Here is a 17,171-nt window from a genome sequence, read left to right on the forward strand (position 1 = left end):
CTACTCCACCTGCGGCAGGAATCGCTGCGCCGTCTGTCGATGGCCTAGCCGATTGGGAGAGCTACTTCACGACGCGTGACGGTGCGCTTCTTGATGTGAACGCGATCCGGCGCTCCGCGAGTTGGCGAGTCACGGCTCCCCTGCGGGCCGCTAGTTCGATCGCGACACGCCTTCTCAGACGAGGTGACAGGCCTGAGCGCACCGCTGTGGCGAGACTTGAGACCCGACTTAAGGCTGCGGCTGCCTACATCATTCCCAACGTCTCCGAGGCGCCCGTCGCGCAACTGCTTGAGGACTGCTGCACGACAGCGCGCGACAGCGGCGATGCCCACGTGTGGCTGCTCTTCATAGCCGTGTCGGGCGCCCTTCCCACGGAAGCTGAACTGCAGGCGCTCCGACGTGCCCTCTCGCTCGCCCCGGCAGGAAACCTCGGCGCCGCTGCGCTGCGCACCTGCGCTCCCGTTGCACTGGCGCACCACTCGCAACTTCGCACGTTGGATCTGCGTTCGGGCCTCGTTTCGCTCGTAGATTTCTCAGCGCGGCACGGCTTCACCTCGGGCGTGCAGAGGTTCACCCGCGAGGTAAGCAGACGCTGGAGTGAGCGAGCGAACGTCACCTTCGTGGCCTTCAACGATGATCCCTCGGCGCTTCGACACCTTTCCGCCGACGAGCGAATGCGGCTCGTCGACTGGAGTTCGGAACGTGCAACAGAGGAGTCACAGCATCGCGACAACCCCTGGGGGACCGTCGTCGTGCCCTGGAAAGCCACCCTCTTCCTGCCCGAAGTGCCGCAATATGGTCAGTCTCCGGTACTGGCGGCTCTTGCGCGATTCTCAGGTAACAGGGTCGTCGCGTTCGGTCACGACATGATCCCCATCGCGTCGGCTTCCGAGTTGCGCCTTGATGAACCTCTTCGATTCGGGTCGTACCTCACCGTCCTCAGGCACGCCACCGAGGTCGTGGCTAACTCCGCGACGTCTGCTGAAGAATTCCGCGGCTACGTCGGCGCGCTCCACGCGCAAGGGCTAGAAGGGCCCGCAGTCTCACACCTTCTGCTTCCGGTAGAGCGGCTCTCAGGCACCGCAGATCAGCTTCCTTTGTCGGAGCGAGCGATGGTTCTCGCCGTGGGCAGCCACGAGCCCCGCAAGAATCAGATCGCATTGGTCTACGCCGCAGAGCAACTCTGGCGCGAAGGTCTCTCATTTGAACTCAGACTTCTAGGGGGCCGCGGCCCCCGCAACTTCACCGTCCTGCGCGACGCGATCTCAGCCCTGCAACTTGCCAAACGTCCGATCACGGTGGAAAACGACGTCAGCGATGCTGAACTGGCTGCTGCATACCGCGCAGCACGCTTCAGCGCGTTCATCTCACTCGACGAAGGTTACGGTCTGCCTGTAGCAGAATCGCTTGCTTCAGGAACCCCCGTGCTGACGACGAACTATGGAAGTACCGCAGAGATCGCGTCGGGTGGAGGCTGCGTGCTCGTCGATCCGCGGGATGACGAGGCGATCGTCGACTCACTGCGCCGCATGCTCACGGACGACCGTCTGATCACGCAACTGCGGGCTGAGGCACTCGCGCGGGACGATGACACGTGGGACAGCTTTTCGCAGCGGCTGTGGGAGCGAGTGACCCTAAGCGAGGCCCGATCATGATCATCACGAACGAGCTTGAGGCGCGAATCGTCCATCTGCTTGAGCACTGGGATGCGGCGCCCGTCCGGACCGACTCGTCGTCGATCGAGTTGCTGTACACCGAACTGGATCGAGAGCCGAGTCTGACGCGTGCATGGGAGGCGCTCGCTGTCCTTCGGCTTACCCTGCCGACTCGAGACGACGTCTATGGCTTTGCTCGCGCGGTGAAACTCAACGGTGCGCAGGTCGCGGTCGATGCGCTTCCGTCCCCAGTCAACTGGTCTCCTTTCGGCCGAACCGCCGATGTGGTGATCATCAGCCGCGGGGTCGTCGCCGATGTGCACACGACCGTACATACCAAGGGGACTACCGGAATCCAGCGAGTTGCACGGGAGACCGTCAGCCGCTGGGCTTCGCTGGGGTTAGCGACGCCGGTCGCTTGGAGCGAGGAACATCTCGCGCCGCGTCTCCTGTCGGCTGAGGAAGCGGCTTCGCTGAGCGGCCGTTCGGACGGGGAAAGCTCGACGAACAATGAGCCCATCACCCTTGTGATTCCGCTTGGCGGCACGTACGTCATTCCCGAGCTCACGATAGAGCCGTGGCGTAATTTGCGATTGTCCGCCATTGGGCAGTTCGCCTCGACCAGCCTTACTGGGATTGGCTTCGATACCGTGCCCGTGACTTCGACTGAAACCGCGGCTGCGCCGATCGCCGAGCGCTTTCCGCGCTATCTCGACGCCCTCGGCTGGGCCGACCGCGTTGCGGCGATCTCAGAGGCTGCCGCAACCGAGTACAGAGGGTGGCGGCGCATGCTCGTCGGATCTGGGCGGATGGGTCCAGAGATCGAGAGCATCCCTCTCGCAGCGGAAGTCTCGCAACCCGGCAAGAGCGCTCACGACAGGGCGCGTTCCGCGTTGGACATCAAGGACCAGGCGCCATTTGTGCTCGTGGTCGGCAGTCACGAACCGCGGAAGAACCACCTCGCCATCCTGTACGCCGCAGAGGTGCTGTGGCGCGAGGGACACGATTTCCAACTCGCGTTTATCGGCGGGAACGCGTGGGGCGCAGAGATGTTCACGCGCGAGGTTGCCCGGCTCAAAGACAGCGGGCACCCGATCAGCATCGTAAGTGGAGCAGGGGACGACATAGTTTTTGGTGCGTACTATCACGCGGCGTTCTCCGTGTTTCCCTCCCTTAATGAGGGCTTTGGACTGCCTGTCGTTGAGTCCCTAGCGAGCGGCACGCCGGTCATCACGTCTGCATACGGAAGCATGCGCGAGATCGCCGAGCAATATGGCGGCGTCGTACTAGTCGATCCTCGCAACGACCAGTCCCTTATCGAAGCCATGCGAACACTACTCACGGACTCGGCTCTACTTGAATCTCTCACCCGACAGGCACAGAAGGTTACGCCGAAAACGTGGGACAGCTACGCGACCGAGGTCTTCGACTACCTCACGCGCTGACCGCAGCGCCTTCGATCCCGCGCCACAGTGTGGCCGCGTAGTCGTCCCACGTGGCGCGCGGGAGCGCGGCGGTCTCCGCCGCGAGACGGGCGAGCTCTGCATCGTCGTCGAGCAGCACGCGCATCGCCTCGGCGATGGAGCGCGGCTCGCGCGGGTCCGCCAGCACGCCGCCGTGGCCCTCTGCGAGTTCGCGCATACTGCCGAAGCCGGAGGTGACGACGGGCGTACCGCTCGCAAGCGATTCGGCGACGGGCAGGCCGAAGCCCTCGTTGAGCGAGCAGAACACGCTGAACCGCGCGAGCCGGTACAGCGCCCAGATGGTCGCGTCGCTCGCACGCGAGACGGTCGTGAGCGGGCGCCCGCGCTGCTTCAGCTCGGCGACGAAGTCGTCGAAGAGATCGGAGTCCCACGACGCGCCGCCGGCCATGACGACGGCGAACTGCGCGCCCTGCTGCCAGAGCAGCTCGCACGCGTGCAGGAAGGCGACATGGTTCTTGCGCGGCTCATGGCTGCCCACGGCGACGACGACGGGCAGGGCGGGGTCGAGGCCGAGCTCGCGCCTCGTCGCCTCGATCACGGACTCGTCGACGTCGCCGACCGCAAACGGAAGCTCGGCGACCGAGACCGCCGGCCCCGGCAGGCCCGCGCCGCCCAGCATCCGCCGCCACCCCTCGAACTCGGCCGCGGCCGCCCGGGAGATCGCCACCACCTCATCGAAGGAGGCGAGCGAGGCGAGGTACTGCGCGAAGGCAGCAGGCATGCCGGGCGGTGCGATCTCGGCGGTGGTGATCGCGATGCAGTCGAAGCCGACCGCGACGAGGCGGCTGCCCGAATGGCGTGCGACGGTACGGATGCCGCGGTAGCGGTGGCGCGCGACGGAGATCTCGGGCAGCACGTAGGTGGCGTGGAACGGCACCACGACCTCGTCCCCGTGCCCGGCTTCCTGCGCGGCTGCCGACTCCGCTGCGCTGAGGATGAGCGCGCGCTCCTCGTCCGTCGCGGTGTGGATGCGCGGCCGGGAACGGTCCCAGCAGACCAGCTCGATGCGTGCGAGCGGCCATCTGGCGATGCTCTCGCGCGCGACCCGCTGGATGCCCGTGGTGTACGGCGTGCGCCCCGTGTCGGTCGCGTCGACTAGGATCCCGTTGCTCACCCGCACCGCGGGGCGGCGCCGCCAGCGCGCGGCGCGCAGTCGCTCGCGCACGAGCTCGCCGAGCCCCTCGACGCGCCAGAGCCGCTCGGCCGCGACGACCTCCTCCGGCTCGGGGATCGCCCCGTCGAGAACCGCACGCACCAGATAGGCGGACTCCGACGTGGCCGTCACCCCGGCGGCGACCAGTCGTGCGACTGCGGCGTCGGCGTCGTCCGTCGAGCTCAGGGCGGTCTGGGGGGCGAGCTGAGCGGCGATCAGCCGCAGGCGCTCGGCGGTGGTCCGGGCGACGATGGTCACTTCGCGGTCTCCTGCTCGTCGGCGGTGAACTGCTGCCAGAGCTCATCGGCGAACTGAGCCCACGTTCGCTCCGGAGCGGCGGCGGCCTCGGCGCGCAGCCGGGCGATGAGCTCGTCGTCTGCCAGCATCCGCCGCATCGCGTCCACGATCTGCACGTCGGAACGCGGGTCGATCGTGACGCACCCGCCGGCCGCGGCGACCTCGGCCAGGCTGCCGAAGTCGCTCGTCAGCACGGGCGTGCCGAGTGAGACGGACTCGGCCACGGGAAGCCCGAAGCCCTCGTGCAGCGACAGCAGCACCGTGAACCGCGCCCGCCGGTAGAGCGACCACAGCTCGGGGTCCGAGAGGCGGCGGTGGGATTCCACCGCCATGCCGCGCGTGCGCCAGCGCGCGACCTTGGCATCGAAGCTCGCCGTCTGCTGGCGGCCTCCGCCGCCGACGAACACCATGCGGAACCGGACACCCTCGGCGAACAGCTGCTCGGCCGCGGCGAGCACGGCCTCCTGGTTCTTCCGGGGCTCGTGGCTGCCCACGCACAGCACGATCGGCAGCTCGTCGCCCGCGCCTTCCCCCGCGACCGCGGCACGCGCCTCCGCAGGCACCTCGACGGCGTTCGGCACCGCGACGATGCGGGGGCCGCGCAGCCCCTGTGCCGAGAGCGCAGTCGCGAACCCCGCGAACTCGTCGGCGGCCGACCGGCTCACCCCCGCGACGAAGTCGGCGTGTTTGACGACGTCGAGGAACTTCGCGAATCGCTCGCTCTCGAGCTCGGGCTGGCTGTCAGCGCTGCTCACCGGGATGGTGTCGTGACCGAGCACGCCGACCTTCGCGCCCGAGTACTCCGCGAGACACGCCGCTGCGGCGCACTCTGCCTGCTGCAGCACCTCGGGGTGGAAGACACGCGCGCCCCACGGGACGACGATCGGGCGCTCGGCCCGCTCGGCAGCGCGGTCCGCGACGGTGGTCGGAACGCCGGACCGCCAGGCCAGAATCCGCGCGCGCTCGCGATCGTCGAGATCGACGTATGCCCCGCCGAACGGCGACCAGCGCACGAGCCGGACCGGCCGGCCCGACGCGACCCAGTGCGGCACGAACGAGCGCACGACGCGCTGCACGCCGGTGTTGTGGTCATTGGAGGCAGAGAAGCTGACGTCGACGAGCACGGTCTCGGGGTCGTCGACGAGCTCGAGCCCGCGCGTGGCCCGACCCGGCCGGCCGATGTCGTCGACGGAGACGGCAAGTGCCGCGGCGACGCGCTCGGAACTCGGCGCGAGCTCGACCGCGCGACGGAAGGCCGCGAGAGCGTTGCGGTCGGGGAAGGTCGCGGCGATGGCCGTGTAGGCGAGCCACGCGTCGCGCGCGGACCCCGCTGCCACCCGCTCGACGAGCGCGGCAAGCTGCTGCGGCGGGTCGGCGTCTGCCGGCAGCCCCAGGGCTGTCGCGACGGCACGCAGTCTGGCGCCGAGCGCGGCCTCGACCGCGGTCGGCGACGGCGCCGGGCTCACCGAGCCGCTCTCAACCTGCTCACCGCGACGTCGCGTGCCAGCCGCAGAGCGCCCGAGAAGCCGATCTCACGAGACTTGCGCACGAACACGGTGGCGGCCCAGCGCGGCATGATCAGCGCGCGCCGCACCCCGGTAGCCTCTGGGGTCGACCGCTTGACGTACGAGGCGACGACGTCGCCCGACCAGGCGCGAAGGACGGCCTCGTCATCATGTCCTGGCATTGCTCACCGCCTTCTGGTCCACCTCGGTCGAACGCAAGCTGAATTATATGGAGCCGACTCGGGCGTCCCCATGCGCACTAGTGAATCACTGCGCCGTCGAAGAAGACGGTCGGCCCATTGGCGGTCTGGTACAGCTGCAGCCGCAGAGACGTCGCCGTGCTGTGCTGCACCGTCAGCGACACCGTGTACTTCGTCCACTTGGTGCCGACAGAGACAGCCGCAGACGCCGCCGAATTGCCGTCCGGTCCGAGTTCCCACAGCGCCAGAGTGCCCTTGAACGTCGAGCCAGCACTCCCGCTGCGCAACCAGATGGTCGCCGTGTAGCTGTCACCGGCGGCCAGCTTGCGGGTGACGTTCGCCTCGATCGAGCCGTTGGCATTGGGCGTGTTCGTGGCACCGAGGTGGGCACCGTCGACCGGGCCCGGCGACCCCACCTGCGAGCTCGCGTACACAGTCATGTTCGTGCGGCTCTCGTGAATGCCCCAGCCCGTGCTGCCCGACTCCAGTGACCCGTTGGGAAGGAGATTGGCCTGAAGAGAGACGTTGTCGATGAGCAGCGTCTGAGGCGCGAGCGTGTTCTCGTACACCTCGACCTTCAGGTGCGTCGCCGCCTGGTTGGTGACGGTGAGGGTCGTCGACACCGGCTGCCAGGTGGAGCCCGCCGTGAACGTCGTCGTCGCGACGGCGGATGTGCCGCCCAGCGACCACAGCGCGAGCTTTCCGCTGAACGGCTTGTCGCGCTGAGTCTTCACCCAGATCGTCGCGGTGTACGCGCTGGCACGGGCGACGGGCCAGGGGACGTCCTGCGCCACCGAGCGCCCGACGACGCTGGTGTTCGTGGCGAGGTAGTGCGTCCCGCTCTGCGCGGCGCCGGTCACGACGGAGCGGTTCAACTGGCCGTTGCCGAACCCCCAACCGGTTGCCCCTGACTCGAAGGAGGGCGACTGCAGCGGCACGGCCGTGCGCGCCGGCTGACGCGTCTGCGCCTGCAGCCCGATCTCATCGAGATAGAGGTGCGTGTTGGCGGACTGAAGATAGAACTGCACCTTGAGGGCCGTGTGCGACTTCATCGCAGCAGTGAAGTTGACCGTCACCTGGGTCCACGTGCTCGTCGCAGTGAAGGTCTTGATCGCCGCCTCGTTGCCGCTGCCGCCCGTTCCCCAGATGACGAACTTGCCGGTCGTCTTGGTGCCGGCCTTCGTGCGCACCCAGACCGTCGCCTGATAGGCGTCTCCGACCGCGGTCGGCACGGTCAGCGACTGCTGCATCGAGGAGCCCACCGTGGGCGTGGAGAGGTCGATGTAGCCCGACCCGCTCTTGGCGCCGGAGTCCTGGTAGACCTTCCGGTTGACGGTGCCCGTAAAGGTCCAGCCGGTGACGCAGCCGTCGAAAGTGGGGCACTTCAGGGTGCCGTTCTGGGGGTCTCCGAACCAGTCGCTGTAGATGCGCCAGAAGTTGCGGTTCCCGTAGGCGGAGCAGGTGTCGCCGGTGCCGTAGAGGTTCGCCAGCGCGGCCGCATTGGGGACATACGGCGTGTAGTCGTAGAGCCCGGCCGTCGCCTGGTTCTCGATGTAGACGGCCTTCGTGCCGCAGCCCTTGTCGGGGTTGTACTGGATGTTGTTGGTGCGCCCGGCCTGATAGTTGAACGAGCTCGGGTACTGGCGATAGATCTGGAACTGCCGCGCTGCGGCGTAGATCTGCGAGAAGAATCCCGCATAGTCCTCGCTGCACGGCGCGGTGTCCGGGCACGCGAATCCTGCGGCCTCCTGGTACATGTACGACGTGGGCTTCGACTTGGAGACCAGGCTCTGCTCTTTCTCGACGAGCGTGATCAGAACCGCGGGGCTGATGCCGCATGCCTTGCCCACCGTCGCGAACACCGTGCCCGCGTTCAGGCCCGAACGCGCAGAGATCGCGGAACAGTACTGGTTGGCCGCGATGCTGGGGCTGCTCACGACGAGGTTCTTGAGGCACGGGATCGACCCGTTGTTGGTGCAGCTCGCGCCCTTGGAGACGATGAAGCTCTGCGCCTGTGAGGCGGTGAGCGACGAAGAGTCGTAGAACACCTGATCGCTGATGATCATGCCGGGGTCGAACTTCGAGGCGTCCGCGGCCTTCGCGGAAGACGAGGGCAGCGTCGTCGCCGTCATCACTCCGGCCACTGCCGCCAGCACGGCGAGGACCGCCAGGAGGCGGGTTCGCGTCGATCGATTCGGCATCAGGAACACTCACTCGTCGGTCGGGGCGGCACTTCGGAACCCCTCGACCCTACGAGCCGGGGGGCGGACGGCCCGGACGCGACGCGCACCCGAGCCCGGATTGGGGGTGCACGCGACCACACAGAGTTCGGCAAGCCCCGCTTTCGGGGCCCGCCTATGATGTAGGGGCGAATTGCCCCACAACCGATAGGACTTTTGCATGAAACGCGCTCTGATCACCGGCGTCACCGGCCAGGATGGAATGTACCTGAGCCGCCTGCTGCTGTCGAAGGGCTATGAGGTCTACGGCCTGGTCCGCGGCCAGAACAACCCCAAGCTCGACGTGATCAAGGCGTGGGCCCCCGAGGTGAAGATCGTCACGGGCGACCTCCTCGACCAGTCCAGCCTGCTGCGCGCCCTCAACGAGGCCCAGCCCGACGAGGTCTACAACCTCGGCGCCATCTCGTTCGTCGCCTACTCGTGGGAGAACGCGCAGCTGACCAGCCAGGTCACGGGCCTCGGCGTGCTCAACATCCTCGAGGCCATCCGCCTCTACGCGCACGACGACCCCAGCAAGGTCCGCTTCTACCAGGCCTCGAGCTCCGAGATGTTCGGTCGCGTGCAAGAGGTGCCGCAGCGCGAGACCACGCTGCTGTGGCCGCGTTCGCCCTACGGCGTCGCGAAGGTCTACGGCCACTACATGACCATCAACTACCGCGAGTCCTACGGCATGCACGCCTCGAGCGGCATCCTGTTCAACCACGAGTCGCCCCTGCGCGGCCCTGAGTTCGTGACCCGCAAGATCAGCAAGGCCGTCGCGCGCATCGCGCTCGGCCTGCAGGACCAGGTCTCGCTCGGCAACCTCGACGCGAAGCGCGACTGGGGCTTCGCCGGCGACTACGTCGAGGCGATGTGGCTCATGCTGCAGCAGGACGAGGCGAGCGACTACGTCGTCTCGACCGGCGAGACGCACCCCGTCCGCGAGTACCTCGACATCGCGTTCAACCACGTCGGCATCTCCGACTGGGAGAAGCACGTCTACCAGGACCCGCAGTTCTTCCGCCCCGCCGAGGTCGACCTGCTCATCGGCGACTCCGCCAAGGCTCAGGACAAGCTCGGCTGGAAGCCGAAGGTCTCGTTCAAGGAGCTCGTCGAGATGATGGTCGACGCCGACCTCGAGCGCGAGAAGCCGGCCGGGGCCTAAGACCGCCGTGCCCGTCGCTTTCGTCACCGGCGTCACGGGGCAGACCGGCAGCTACCTCGCTGAGAACCTGATCGGCCGCGGCTGGCAGGTTCACGGTCTGTCCCGCGACGGCGATCGGCCCGCCGAGCTCGAGCAGCTCGGCGTCGCGTTCCACACGGGCGACCTCACGGATGCCGCATCCCTCGCCGCCCTCGTCGATGAGGTCGAGCCCGATGCGGTCATCAACCTCGCCGCGCTGAGCTCGGTCGCCGCCAGCTGGCAGCAGCCGCTCATCACGGCCGAGCTCAACGGCCTGGCCGTCGCCGCGCTCATCGACGCGGCCAACGAGCTGCAGAAGCGCCGCGGCGCCCCGGTCTCGTTCGTGCAGGCGTCCAGCGCAGAGATCTTCGGCGATGCGCCCGCGAGCCCGCAGAACGAGTCGACGCCGATCGCGCCGGTCAATCCCTACGGTGCATCGAAGGCATACGGCCACCTGCTCGTCGGCGTGTACCGCCGCACCGGATTGCGCGCGTCGAGCGTCATCCTCTACAACCACGAGTCGCCCCGGCGGCCCGAGCAGTTCGTGACCCGCAAGATCACCGCGGGCGCGGCGCGCATCAAGGCGGGTCTGCAGGACAGGCTCGTGCTCGGCGATCTGAGCGTCAAGCGCGACTGGGGCTGGGCGCCCGACTACGCCGACGCGATCGCGCGCGTCGCGGCCGGAGATCAGCCCGGCGACTACGTCGTGGCGACCGGGGTCTCGCACACGATCGAGGACTTCGTCGCGGCGGCCTTCGCCGCCGTCGGCATCGACGACTGGCGCCCGTATGTCGAGACGGATGCCGCGTTCGTGCGGCCCGCCGACGCCGCGGAGCTGCGCGGGGACGCGTCGAAGATCCGCGAGGTCTACGGCTGGGTGCCGACCGTCGGCTTCGACGACCTCGTCCGGAGGATGGCCAGGCGCGATCTCGAGCTGCTCGAGGCATGAGCCGTCACCGACTCGGACGTTCCACTCACACGATGCGAAAGGCGCGACACTGTGACAACTGAGCTGGTCGACCCCAGCGATGCCAGCGAGTCGGTCGCAGCCCGGCCGGACGCGGTGGATGCCGCACCCTGGTGGCAGCGCGCTCTCACCGCGGCCCCCGACGCGATCCTGCTGCCGTTGCTGTGGCTCTGCCTGACGGTGTCGGCGACGATCATCTTCCGCGTCTTCAGCCCCTGGCTCGTCATCCCCGTCGTCGTGGTCGCGTCCGCGCTCACCTGGCGGTGGCGGCCGCGCTCATACAGCGGGCGGTTCGCGTGGCAGTCCTCGCTCGCGGCGCTCATCGGAGCCGTCGTGTGGCTGGTCGTCAACGCGCGATTCGCCTCGCAGTGGCTGATCGTGACGCGCGACCCCGGGTTCCTCACGCTTGAGGGCGTGTGGCTGTCGAAGCACACCTCTCCCAACCTGCCCGCGGCCGACGCCGCCGCCCTCGCCGCGAAGATCCCCGGCGCGACCGTCAGCGGCTCGGCGTACTTCTACTCCGACGGCGTGCTGCACGTGCAGGGCGCCAAGCTCGTTCCAGGCCTCGTCGCGATCGGCGGCTGGTTCGGCGGCATCCACGGGGTGCTCGTCGCGAACCTCGTCATCGGCGCGATCGCGCTCCTGCTCTTCTACGGGCTGGGGCGACGGATGGTGGGGCCGATCTGGAGCCTCGCGGCGACGGCGAGCCTCGCGATCAGCATGCCGTTCATCGGGTTCACCCGCACGGTGTACTCGGAGCCCGTCGTCGTCGCCGTCACCTTCGGCGGATTCACGATGCTCTGGCTCGCGTACCGCGCCCGCAACCGCGTCCAGTTCGCCCTCGGCGGCGCGCTCATCGGCGCAGGCGGGCTTGCGCGCGTCGACGGCGCGGCGATCACCGTCGGCCTGGTCGTCGGGCTCGCGCTCGCAGCCGCCGGAACGACGAGCACGGTACGGCGCCGAGAGCTGCGGTCGGCCTTCCTGCTCGCAGGGGGCGCGGCGATCGTCGTGACCGCCCTCGGCCTCTACGAGCTGCATCTGGACAGCCCCGAGTATCTGGCCGCGCTGCGGGCTCAGTGGCACGACCTCGTGAAGGCCGTCAGCGCCGTGTTCGTGCTCGGGGTGCTGGTTCTGCTCGGCCCGCCGTGGCGGTGGATCACGGTCTTCCTCGCTCGGCACGCCCGAGTGGTGGGCGGCGTGGTCCTCGCGCTCGTCATCGTGGTGGGCGCCGCCCTCGCGTCGAGGCCGCTGTGGTACGAGGGCCACCACATCGTCGCCGGCTCGGCGTACTCGTCCTCGATCAAGAACATGGCGCAGGCGCAGGGCCTCACGGTCGGCCCGACGCAGAGCTTCGACGAGAACTCGCTGACGTGGATCGCGATGTACTACAGCTGGGTCGTCGTGGCGGCCGCCGTGCTGGGGCTCGGGCTCGCGTTGCGCCACGCCCTCGTCCACCGCGAGCCGGCGCTGCTGTTCATCGCCACCGTGATCGCGGCGCCTTCCCTTCTCTATCTGTGGAACGTGTCGATCACGCCGGATCAGCTGTGGGCCATGCGGCGCTTCCTGCCGATGACCCTTCCCGGCTTCGTCCTGCTCGCGGCGTGGTTCTTCCACAGAGCGGTGCTGTGGCTGCTGGCCCGCACCCGCCCCGTCGCGACCGTGACCGCCGTGGCCACCTGCCTCGTCGCCGCCGGCGGATTCGCGTTCCCCGCGGTCTCGTGGACCTCGTCGAACCTGTTCACCGCGGTCGAGTACGGCGGCCAACTCTCTCAGCTGAACGCGATGTGCAAGCTCGCGGACGGCCGCCCCGTGATCGTCGTCGGCGGCTTCCCGACGACCGTCATCCCGGCCATCCAGACCGTGTGCGGCGACCAGGTGATCGCTCTCGACAAACGGCTCACGACGGACGAGCTTAAGAACATCGCAGCGGTCTACGGCAGCTCCCAGCCGCTCCTCTTCATCTCAGACCCGATCGGCGTGCCCTGGGCGGGGGGAACGGCCCCCGCGCCGTACACCTCGGCGCAGATCCAGCGCTGGCCATCGGTTCTCAACGAGCGCCCGACGCAGCCCTTCTTCAAGCAGACGACCTGGCGCGCGGGGACGATCGACGCCGACGGCAAGGTCGTCGGAATCCCCGCGCCGTAGTCCGATGGCACAGTCCTCACCCGTGAGCGTCCTCTTCGACGCGACCGCGATCCCCGCAGACCGCGGCGGCGTCGGCCGCTACGTCGATGCGATCGTCGCCGAACTCGCAGCACGCAGCGAGATCGACCTCGCGGTCGTGTGCCAGAGCAGGGACGTCGACGGATTCCGCGCCGCCGGCGCCCGCACGGTGATCGGCCTGCCCCCTCGCTTCTCGCGCGTGCCGCTGCGCCTCGCGTGGGAGCAGCTGCGCCTGCCGCGGCTCGCGCGACGGCTCGGCGCCGACGTGATCTACTCGCCGCACTACACCTTCCCGGTGCTCACCGCGCTTCCCCGCGTGGTGTCGATCTGGGACCTCACCTTCTTCACGCTTCCCGAGGCGCACTCGACCCTCAAGCGGCTCTTCTTCCGCAGCTGGATCCGCGCGTCGCGGTTCACGCGCAACCTCGTCATGACGAGCTCGCAGGCGAGCGCCGACGAGCTCACACGCATCGTAGGGACGCCGGCCGCCCGCATCCGCGTCGCCCCGCTCGCCTACGATCGCGAGCGCTTCGCCGTTCCCGCGCCCTCCGAGGTCGAGGCGTTCCGCGCGAGCCTCACCCCGCCGGTCGCCGCCTGGATCGCCTTCCTCGGCACCCTCGAGCCGCGCAAGAACGTTCCCGCCCTCATCGAGGCCTACCGCAGCGCCGTGGCCGGCCGCAGCGAGCGGCCCGCGCTGCTACTCGCAGGCGGCAGGGGCTGGGACGACGACGTGCAGCCGGCCGTCGACCGGGCCGTCGCCGACGGCTTCGACGTGCGCGCGCTCGGCTACCTGCCGATCGAGCAGCTGAAGGACTTCCTCGGCGGTGCCGAGATCGTCGCCTACCCGAGCCTCGGCGAGGGCTTCGGGCTGCCGGTGCTCGAGGCGATGGCCACCGGCGCCTGCGTGCTCACCACCCGCGAGCTCTCCCTTCCGGAGGTCGGCGGCGACGCCGTGGCGTATGCGGGCACGGATGCCGCGAGCATCGCCACCGCGCTGGGCGAGCTCCTCGACGACGCCGAGGCGCGCCGCGTGCTCGGCCGGGCCGCCGTTGCGCGGGCGGCGCAGTTCACGTGGAGCCACAACGCCGACCTGCTCGTCGCGGCGCTCGTCGCGGCCGCCGAGGCGGCGCGATGACCACGCTCACGGTCATCGCCGAGCAGCTGCTCGCGCCGGTCCCCGGTGGCATCGGCCGCTACACCGCGAGCCTGCTGCCCGAGCTGATCGCGGCGGCGCCGGCCGGCTGGCAAGTCGAGGCGCTCGTGGCGCGGCATCCCGAGGCAGCCATCGCCGAGCTCGAGCAGCGCTTCCCCGGCCTCGCGGGCACGCGCGCGCTGCCGCTGCCGCCACGCCTCATGCCGGAGCTCTGGCGGCGCGGCATCCCCGGAACGATGCCGGGCGGCCACGTGCACGCGACCAGCTCGCTCGCCCCGCTCTCGCACCGCTCGCACACCGTCGTCTCGCTGCACGACGCCGTGCCCTGGACCCACCCCGAGACGCTCACCGCCCATGGCGCCGCGTGGCACCGCGCCATGGGCGAGCGCGCGGCGCGCTTCGCCGACGGGGTCGCCGTGCTCACCCAGGCGGTCGCCGACCAGCTCGCCGAGGTCGCCGACTTCGGCGATCGGCTGCACGTCGTGCCCCCCGCCGTGAGCCCGAGCCTGGTGCTGCCGAGCTTCGCCGACGAGCGCGCCGCCGCTCTCGGCCTGCCCGACGAGTACATCCTGACGGTGGGCACCCTCGAGCCCCGCAAGGCCCTCGGCGCGCTCATCGAGGCGATGGCCTCGCCGGCCGCTCCCCCGCTGCCGCTCGTCGTCGTCGGCCCGCCCGGCTGGGGCGGGGTGAGCGTGGCGGATGCCGCGGCCCGAGCCGGCCTCGCCCCCGATCGTGTCCTCCCGCTCGGCTTCCTGCCTGACACAGACCTCGCGGTCGCGTACGACCGCGCGACCGTGTTCGCCTTCCCGAGCCTCGCCGAGGGCTTCGGGCTGCCCGTGCTCGAGGCGTTCAGCTTCGGCACGCCTGTCGTCGTCTCCGACGACCCGGCGCTCGTCGAGGTCTCCGCCGGGAACGCGCTCGTCGTGGAGCGCGCGCCGGCCGCCTCCTATCCCGAGCGTCTCGCCGCAGGCATCCGCTCGCTCGTCGACGGCCCCAGTGACTCCGCCGACGCGATCGGCGCTCGACGCGCGCGCGCCGCGGAGTTCACGTGGAGCCGCACAGCGGCCGCGGTCTGGCAGCTGCACCTGCCTCACTGACGCGTGCCCACTGCCGGGATTCGCAGGCGCGGCGCGGCATAATGTCGGGGTGAAGCTCTTCATCCAGATCCCCTGCCTCAATGAGGAGACCACACTTCCTCTGGTGCTCGAGTCGATGCCGAAGCACATCGACGGCATCGACGAGATCGAGATCCTGGTGATCGACGACGGCTCGAGCGACCGCACCGTCGAGGTCGCCAAGTCCTACGGGGTGAAGCACTTCGTGCGCCACACGCGCAACATGGGCCTCGCGCGGTCCTTCCACGACGGCGTCGACTACGCGCTGCGCCACGGCGCCGACATCCTCGTCAACACCGACGGCGACAACCAGTACCCGCAGGCGATGATCCCCGAGCTCGTGAAGCCCGTGCTCGACGGCCAGGCCGAGATCGTCGTCGCCGACCGCCAGACCGCGACCATCGCGCACTTCTCGCCGTTCAAGAAGCTCATGCAGCGGATCGGCAGCTGGGTCGTCAACAAGGCGGCGGGCACCGATCTGCCCGACGCGGCGAGCGGATTCCGCGCCTACAGCAAGTACTCGCTGATCAAGCTCAACGTCGTCACCCAGTTCAGCTACTGCATGGAGACGATCATCCAGGCCGGCAACAAGCGGCTCGCGATCACCAGCATCCCGATCGAGACGAACGCGAAGACGCGCGAGTCCCGGCTGTTCAAGAACATCTGGCAGCACATGTGGCAGTCGGGGCTCGCGATCCTCCGGGCGTACCTCATGTTCAAGCCGTACGCCATCTTCGCGAGCATCGGCGCCATCTTCGGCGTGGCAGGGCTGATCCCGTTCATCCGCTACCTGTTCCTCCTGGGCGACGGGGCGCGCGGCGGTCACATCCAGTCCCTGCTCGTCGGCGTGACCCTGCTTCTGGCCGCGGTGATGTCGCTCGTGATCGGCATCGTCGCCGACCTGACGCGCATCAACCGCATTCTGCAGGAGGACCAGCTCGAGCTCGCCAAGCGGCAGCACTACGGCGTGGGGCTCGGCGCTCGCGAGTACCCGCATTCGGCGCAGCCGGCCGTGGCCGAACGGAAGCGGGACGCCGCCTAGGGTCGTTCGGGGCCGACGGCCGACGACGCCGGCTCTGGCCGCCCGCGACGGTCGAGAGCGCGCAGAAGAAGGCCGTAGCAGAGCGAGACGACGTCGACTACGACGAGCAGGATCCTGCTGACGACGGCGACGCCGAGGACGACCGCGGCGCCGTAGATCCCCGAGAAGAGCAGCACGAGGATGCCCTCGCGGACGCCGGCTCCTGCGGGGGCGAGCACTGCCAGGAATCCGACCGCCCACGCGAGCGAGAAGCCCGAAACGGACGGGATGAAGGTGCGCGCGCTCAGCCCGTCGATCGCCCCGAACAGCAGCCACAGGTGCAGCCCCCACATGATGTAGCCGAGCAGCGACCAGACGATCGACAGCCCGAGCTTGCCGCCGCGCAGCTCGGGCAGGTGCTCGCGGCGGCGCATGAGGCCGAACAGGACGCCGAGAATGCGGCGCATGACGGGCGGCAGCAGCGCCACGACCCCGATCACCAGCACGAGCAGGATCAGCCACCAGTACTCGTGGGCGAGCGCGGGGACCAGCAGCAGGCTGCCGACGGCGAGCACCGTCGCGGTCGTCAGCTGGACGCCCATCTGCATGATCATCGTCACCGCGACGGACGACGCCGGGATGCCGGCGGACGCGCCGAGCTGCGAGGCCACGACCGTCGGCCACACGCCCCCTGGGATGTACTTCCCGATCTGCGCGATGAACGTCATCTCGGCGGCCTTGCGCACGCCGAGGCCGAAGCCGAACGCGTGCACGAGCGACCGCCAGTTGAGCATCTGGAAGTAGTTCCCGACGAGGCCGAGCACGAACGAGGCCGCAACCCAGGCCGGGTTCATGCGCCCGAGCGCAGCCGCGACGTCTCCCCAGTTCCTGGCGACGAAGTAGACGAGGAAGGCGACCGCGATGACACCGAAGGCGATCTGCAGCGGTCTCTGAAGCTTGCGGAGAAGGTGCACCTGACGACGTTACCCGCTCGACCTGAACGGTTCCGACGGCCTCGCGCTCAGGCCGCGCCCCGGCAATGCCCCCGTAAACTGT

13 protein-coding genes are annotated in these 17,171 nt (G+C 69.1%); 8 read left to right on the plus strand and 5 right to left on the minus strand.

Going from position 1 to position 17,171, the window contains the following annotated elements; translation table 11 throughout:
* The first annotated feature begins 206 nt into the window (after positions 1-206).
* Complete coding sequence (locus tag ABD716_RS06770; RefSeq protein ID WP_344775129.1) at positions 207-1,655, plus strand: glycosyltransferase; 1,449 nt, start codon at positions 207-209, stop codon at positions 1,653-1,655.
* Positions 1,652-3,100, plus strand: coding sequence for a glycosyltransferase (locus ABD716_RS06775; protein WP_344775131.1), 1,449 nt, complete (start codon positions 1,652-1,654; stop codon positions 3,098-3,100). The genes ABD716_RS06770 and ABD716_RS06775 overlap by 4 nt, the downstream gene beginning before the upstream one ends.
* On the opposite strand, the gene ABD716_RS06780 is transcribed toward ABD716_RS06775, so the two are convergent.
* The 4 genes from ABD716_RS06780 to ABD716_RS06795 all read right to left on the minus strand — a co-directional run bounded on the left by ABD716_RS06780 (position 3,090) and on the right by ABD716_RS06795 (position 8,495).
* A complete protein-coding gene (locus ABD716_RS06780; protein ID WP_344775133.1) occupies positions 3,090-4,550 on the minus strand; it encodes a glycosyltransferase in 1,461 nt (486 codons plus the stop codon). The genes ABD716_RS06775 and ABD716_RS06780 overlap by 11 nt on opposite strands.
* Complete coding sequence (locus tag ABD716_RS06785) at positions 4,547-6,055, minus strand: glycosyltransferase family 4 protein (protein WP_344775135.1); 1,509 nt, start codon at positions 6,053-6,055, stop codon at positions 4,547-4,549. Before ABD716_RS06785 ends, ABD716_RS06780 begins: the two co-directional genes overlap by 4 nt.
* Positions 6,052-6,276: a hypothetical protein gene (locus tag ABD716_RS06790; RefSeq protein WP_344775137.1), complete on the minus strand. Its 225-nt coding sequence runs from the start codon at positions 6,274-6,276 to the stop codon at positions 6,052-6,054. The genes ABD716_RS06785 and ABD716_RS06790 overlap by 4 nt, the downstream gene beginning before the upstream one ends.
* Before the next feature lie 77 nt (positions 6,277-6,353).
* Positions 6,354-8,495 carry a carbohydrate binding domain-containing protein gene (locus tag ABD716_RS06795; protein WP_344775139.1) on the minus strand — a complete coding sequence of 714 codons (2,142 nt, stop codon included), beginning with the start codon at positions 8,493-8,495 and terminating at the stop codon, positions 6,354-6,356.
* Positions 8,496-8,694: 199 nt separating this feature from the next.
* Here ABD716_RS06795 and gmd point away from each other — a divergent pair, with 199 nt between their 5' ends.
* From gmd to ABD716_RS06825, 6 genes are read left to right on the plus strand one after another with little or no spacing between them, the layout of a single operon-like run.
* Positions 8,695-9,678, plus strand: coding sequence for a GDP-mannose 4,6-dehydratase (gene gmd / locus ABD716_RS06800; protein WP_344775141.1), 984 nt, complete (start codon positions 8,695-8,697; stop codon positions 9,676-9,678).
* Positions 9,679-9,685: 7 nt separating this feature from the next.
* Positions 9,686-10,645, plus strand: coding sequence for a GDP-mannose 4,6-dehydratase (locus tag ABD716_RS06805; protein WP_344775143.1), 960 nt, complete (start codon positions 9,686-9,688; stop codon positions 10,643-10,645).
* Positions 10,646-10,696: 51 nt separating this feature from the next.
* Positions 10,697-12,808 (plus strand): hypothetical protein, encoded by a 2,112-nt coding sequence (locus ABD716_RS06810; protein ID WP_344775144.1) that lies wholly within the window; start codon positions 10,697-10,699, stop codon positions 12,806-12,808.
* A gap of 22 nt (positions 12,809-12,830) precedes the next feature.
* Entirely contained in the window at positions 12,831-13,961 is a 1,131-nt protein-coding gene (locus tag ABD716_RS06815) for a glycosyltransferase family 4 protein (RefSeq protein WP_344775146.1), read from the plus strand.
* Complete coding sequence (locus ABD716_RS06820; protein ID WP_344775148.1) at positions 13,958-15,076, plus strand: glycosyltransferase family 4 protein; 1,119 nt, start codon at positions 13,958-13,960, stop codon at positions 15,074-15,076. Before ABD716_RS06815 ends, ABD716_RS06820 begins: the two co-directional genes overlap by 4 nt.
* 49 nt (positions 15,077-15,125) lie before the next feature.
* The gene (locus ABD716_RS06825; RefSeq protein ID WP_344775150.1) at positions 15,126-16,136 is read left to right on the plus strand and encodes a glycosyltransferase family 2 protein; all 1,011 of its coding nucleotides are present in this window, start codon (positions 15,126-15,128) and stop codon (positions 16,134-16,136) included.
* Here the strand turns inward: ABD716_RS06825 and ABD716_RS06830 are convergent.
* Entirely contained in the window at positions 16,133-17,089 is a 957-nt protein-coding gene (locus ABD716_RS06830) for a lysylphosphatidylglycerol synthase domain-containing protein (RefSeq protein ID WP_344775152.1), read from the minus strand. The genes ABD716_RS06825 and ABD716_RS06830 overlap by 4 nt on opposite strands.
* Between the last annotated feature and the right edge of the window lie 82 nt (positions 17,090-17,171).

The sequence above is a fragment of the Gryllotalpicola kribbensis genome (assembly GCF_039538245.1).
Lineage (GTDB): Bacteria > Actinomycetota > Actinomycetes > Actinomycetales > Microbacteriaceae > Gryllotalpicola > Gryllotalpicola kribbensis.

Bases quoted from the DNA above. Each gene is read 5' to 3' on its own strand.
- ABD716_RS06775 (WP_344775131.1), top strand. From the start codon at position 1,652: ATGATCATCACGAACGAGCTTGAGGCGCGAATCGTCCATCTGCTTGAG.
- ABD716_RS06790 (WP_344775137.1), bottom strand. From the start codon at position 6,276: ATGCCAGGACATGATGACGAGGCCGTCCTTCGCGCCTGGTCGGGCGAC.
- ABD716_RS06795 (WP_344775139.1), bottom strand. From the start codon at position 8,495: ATGCCGAATCGATCGACGCGAACCCGCCTCCTGGCGGTCCTCGCCGTG.
- gmd (WP_344775141.1), top strand. From the start codon at position 8,695: ATGAAACGCGCTCTGATCACCGGCGTCACCGGCCAGGATGGAATGTAC.
- ABD716_RS06820 (WP_344775148.1), top strand. From the start codon at position 13,958: ATGACCACGCTCACGGTCATCGCCGAGCAGCTGCTCGCGCCGGTCCCC.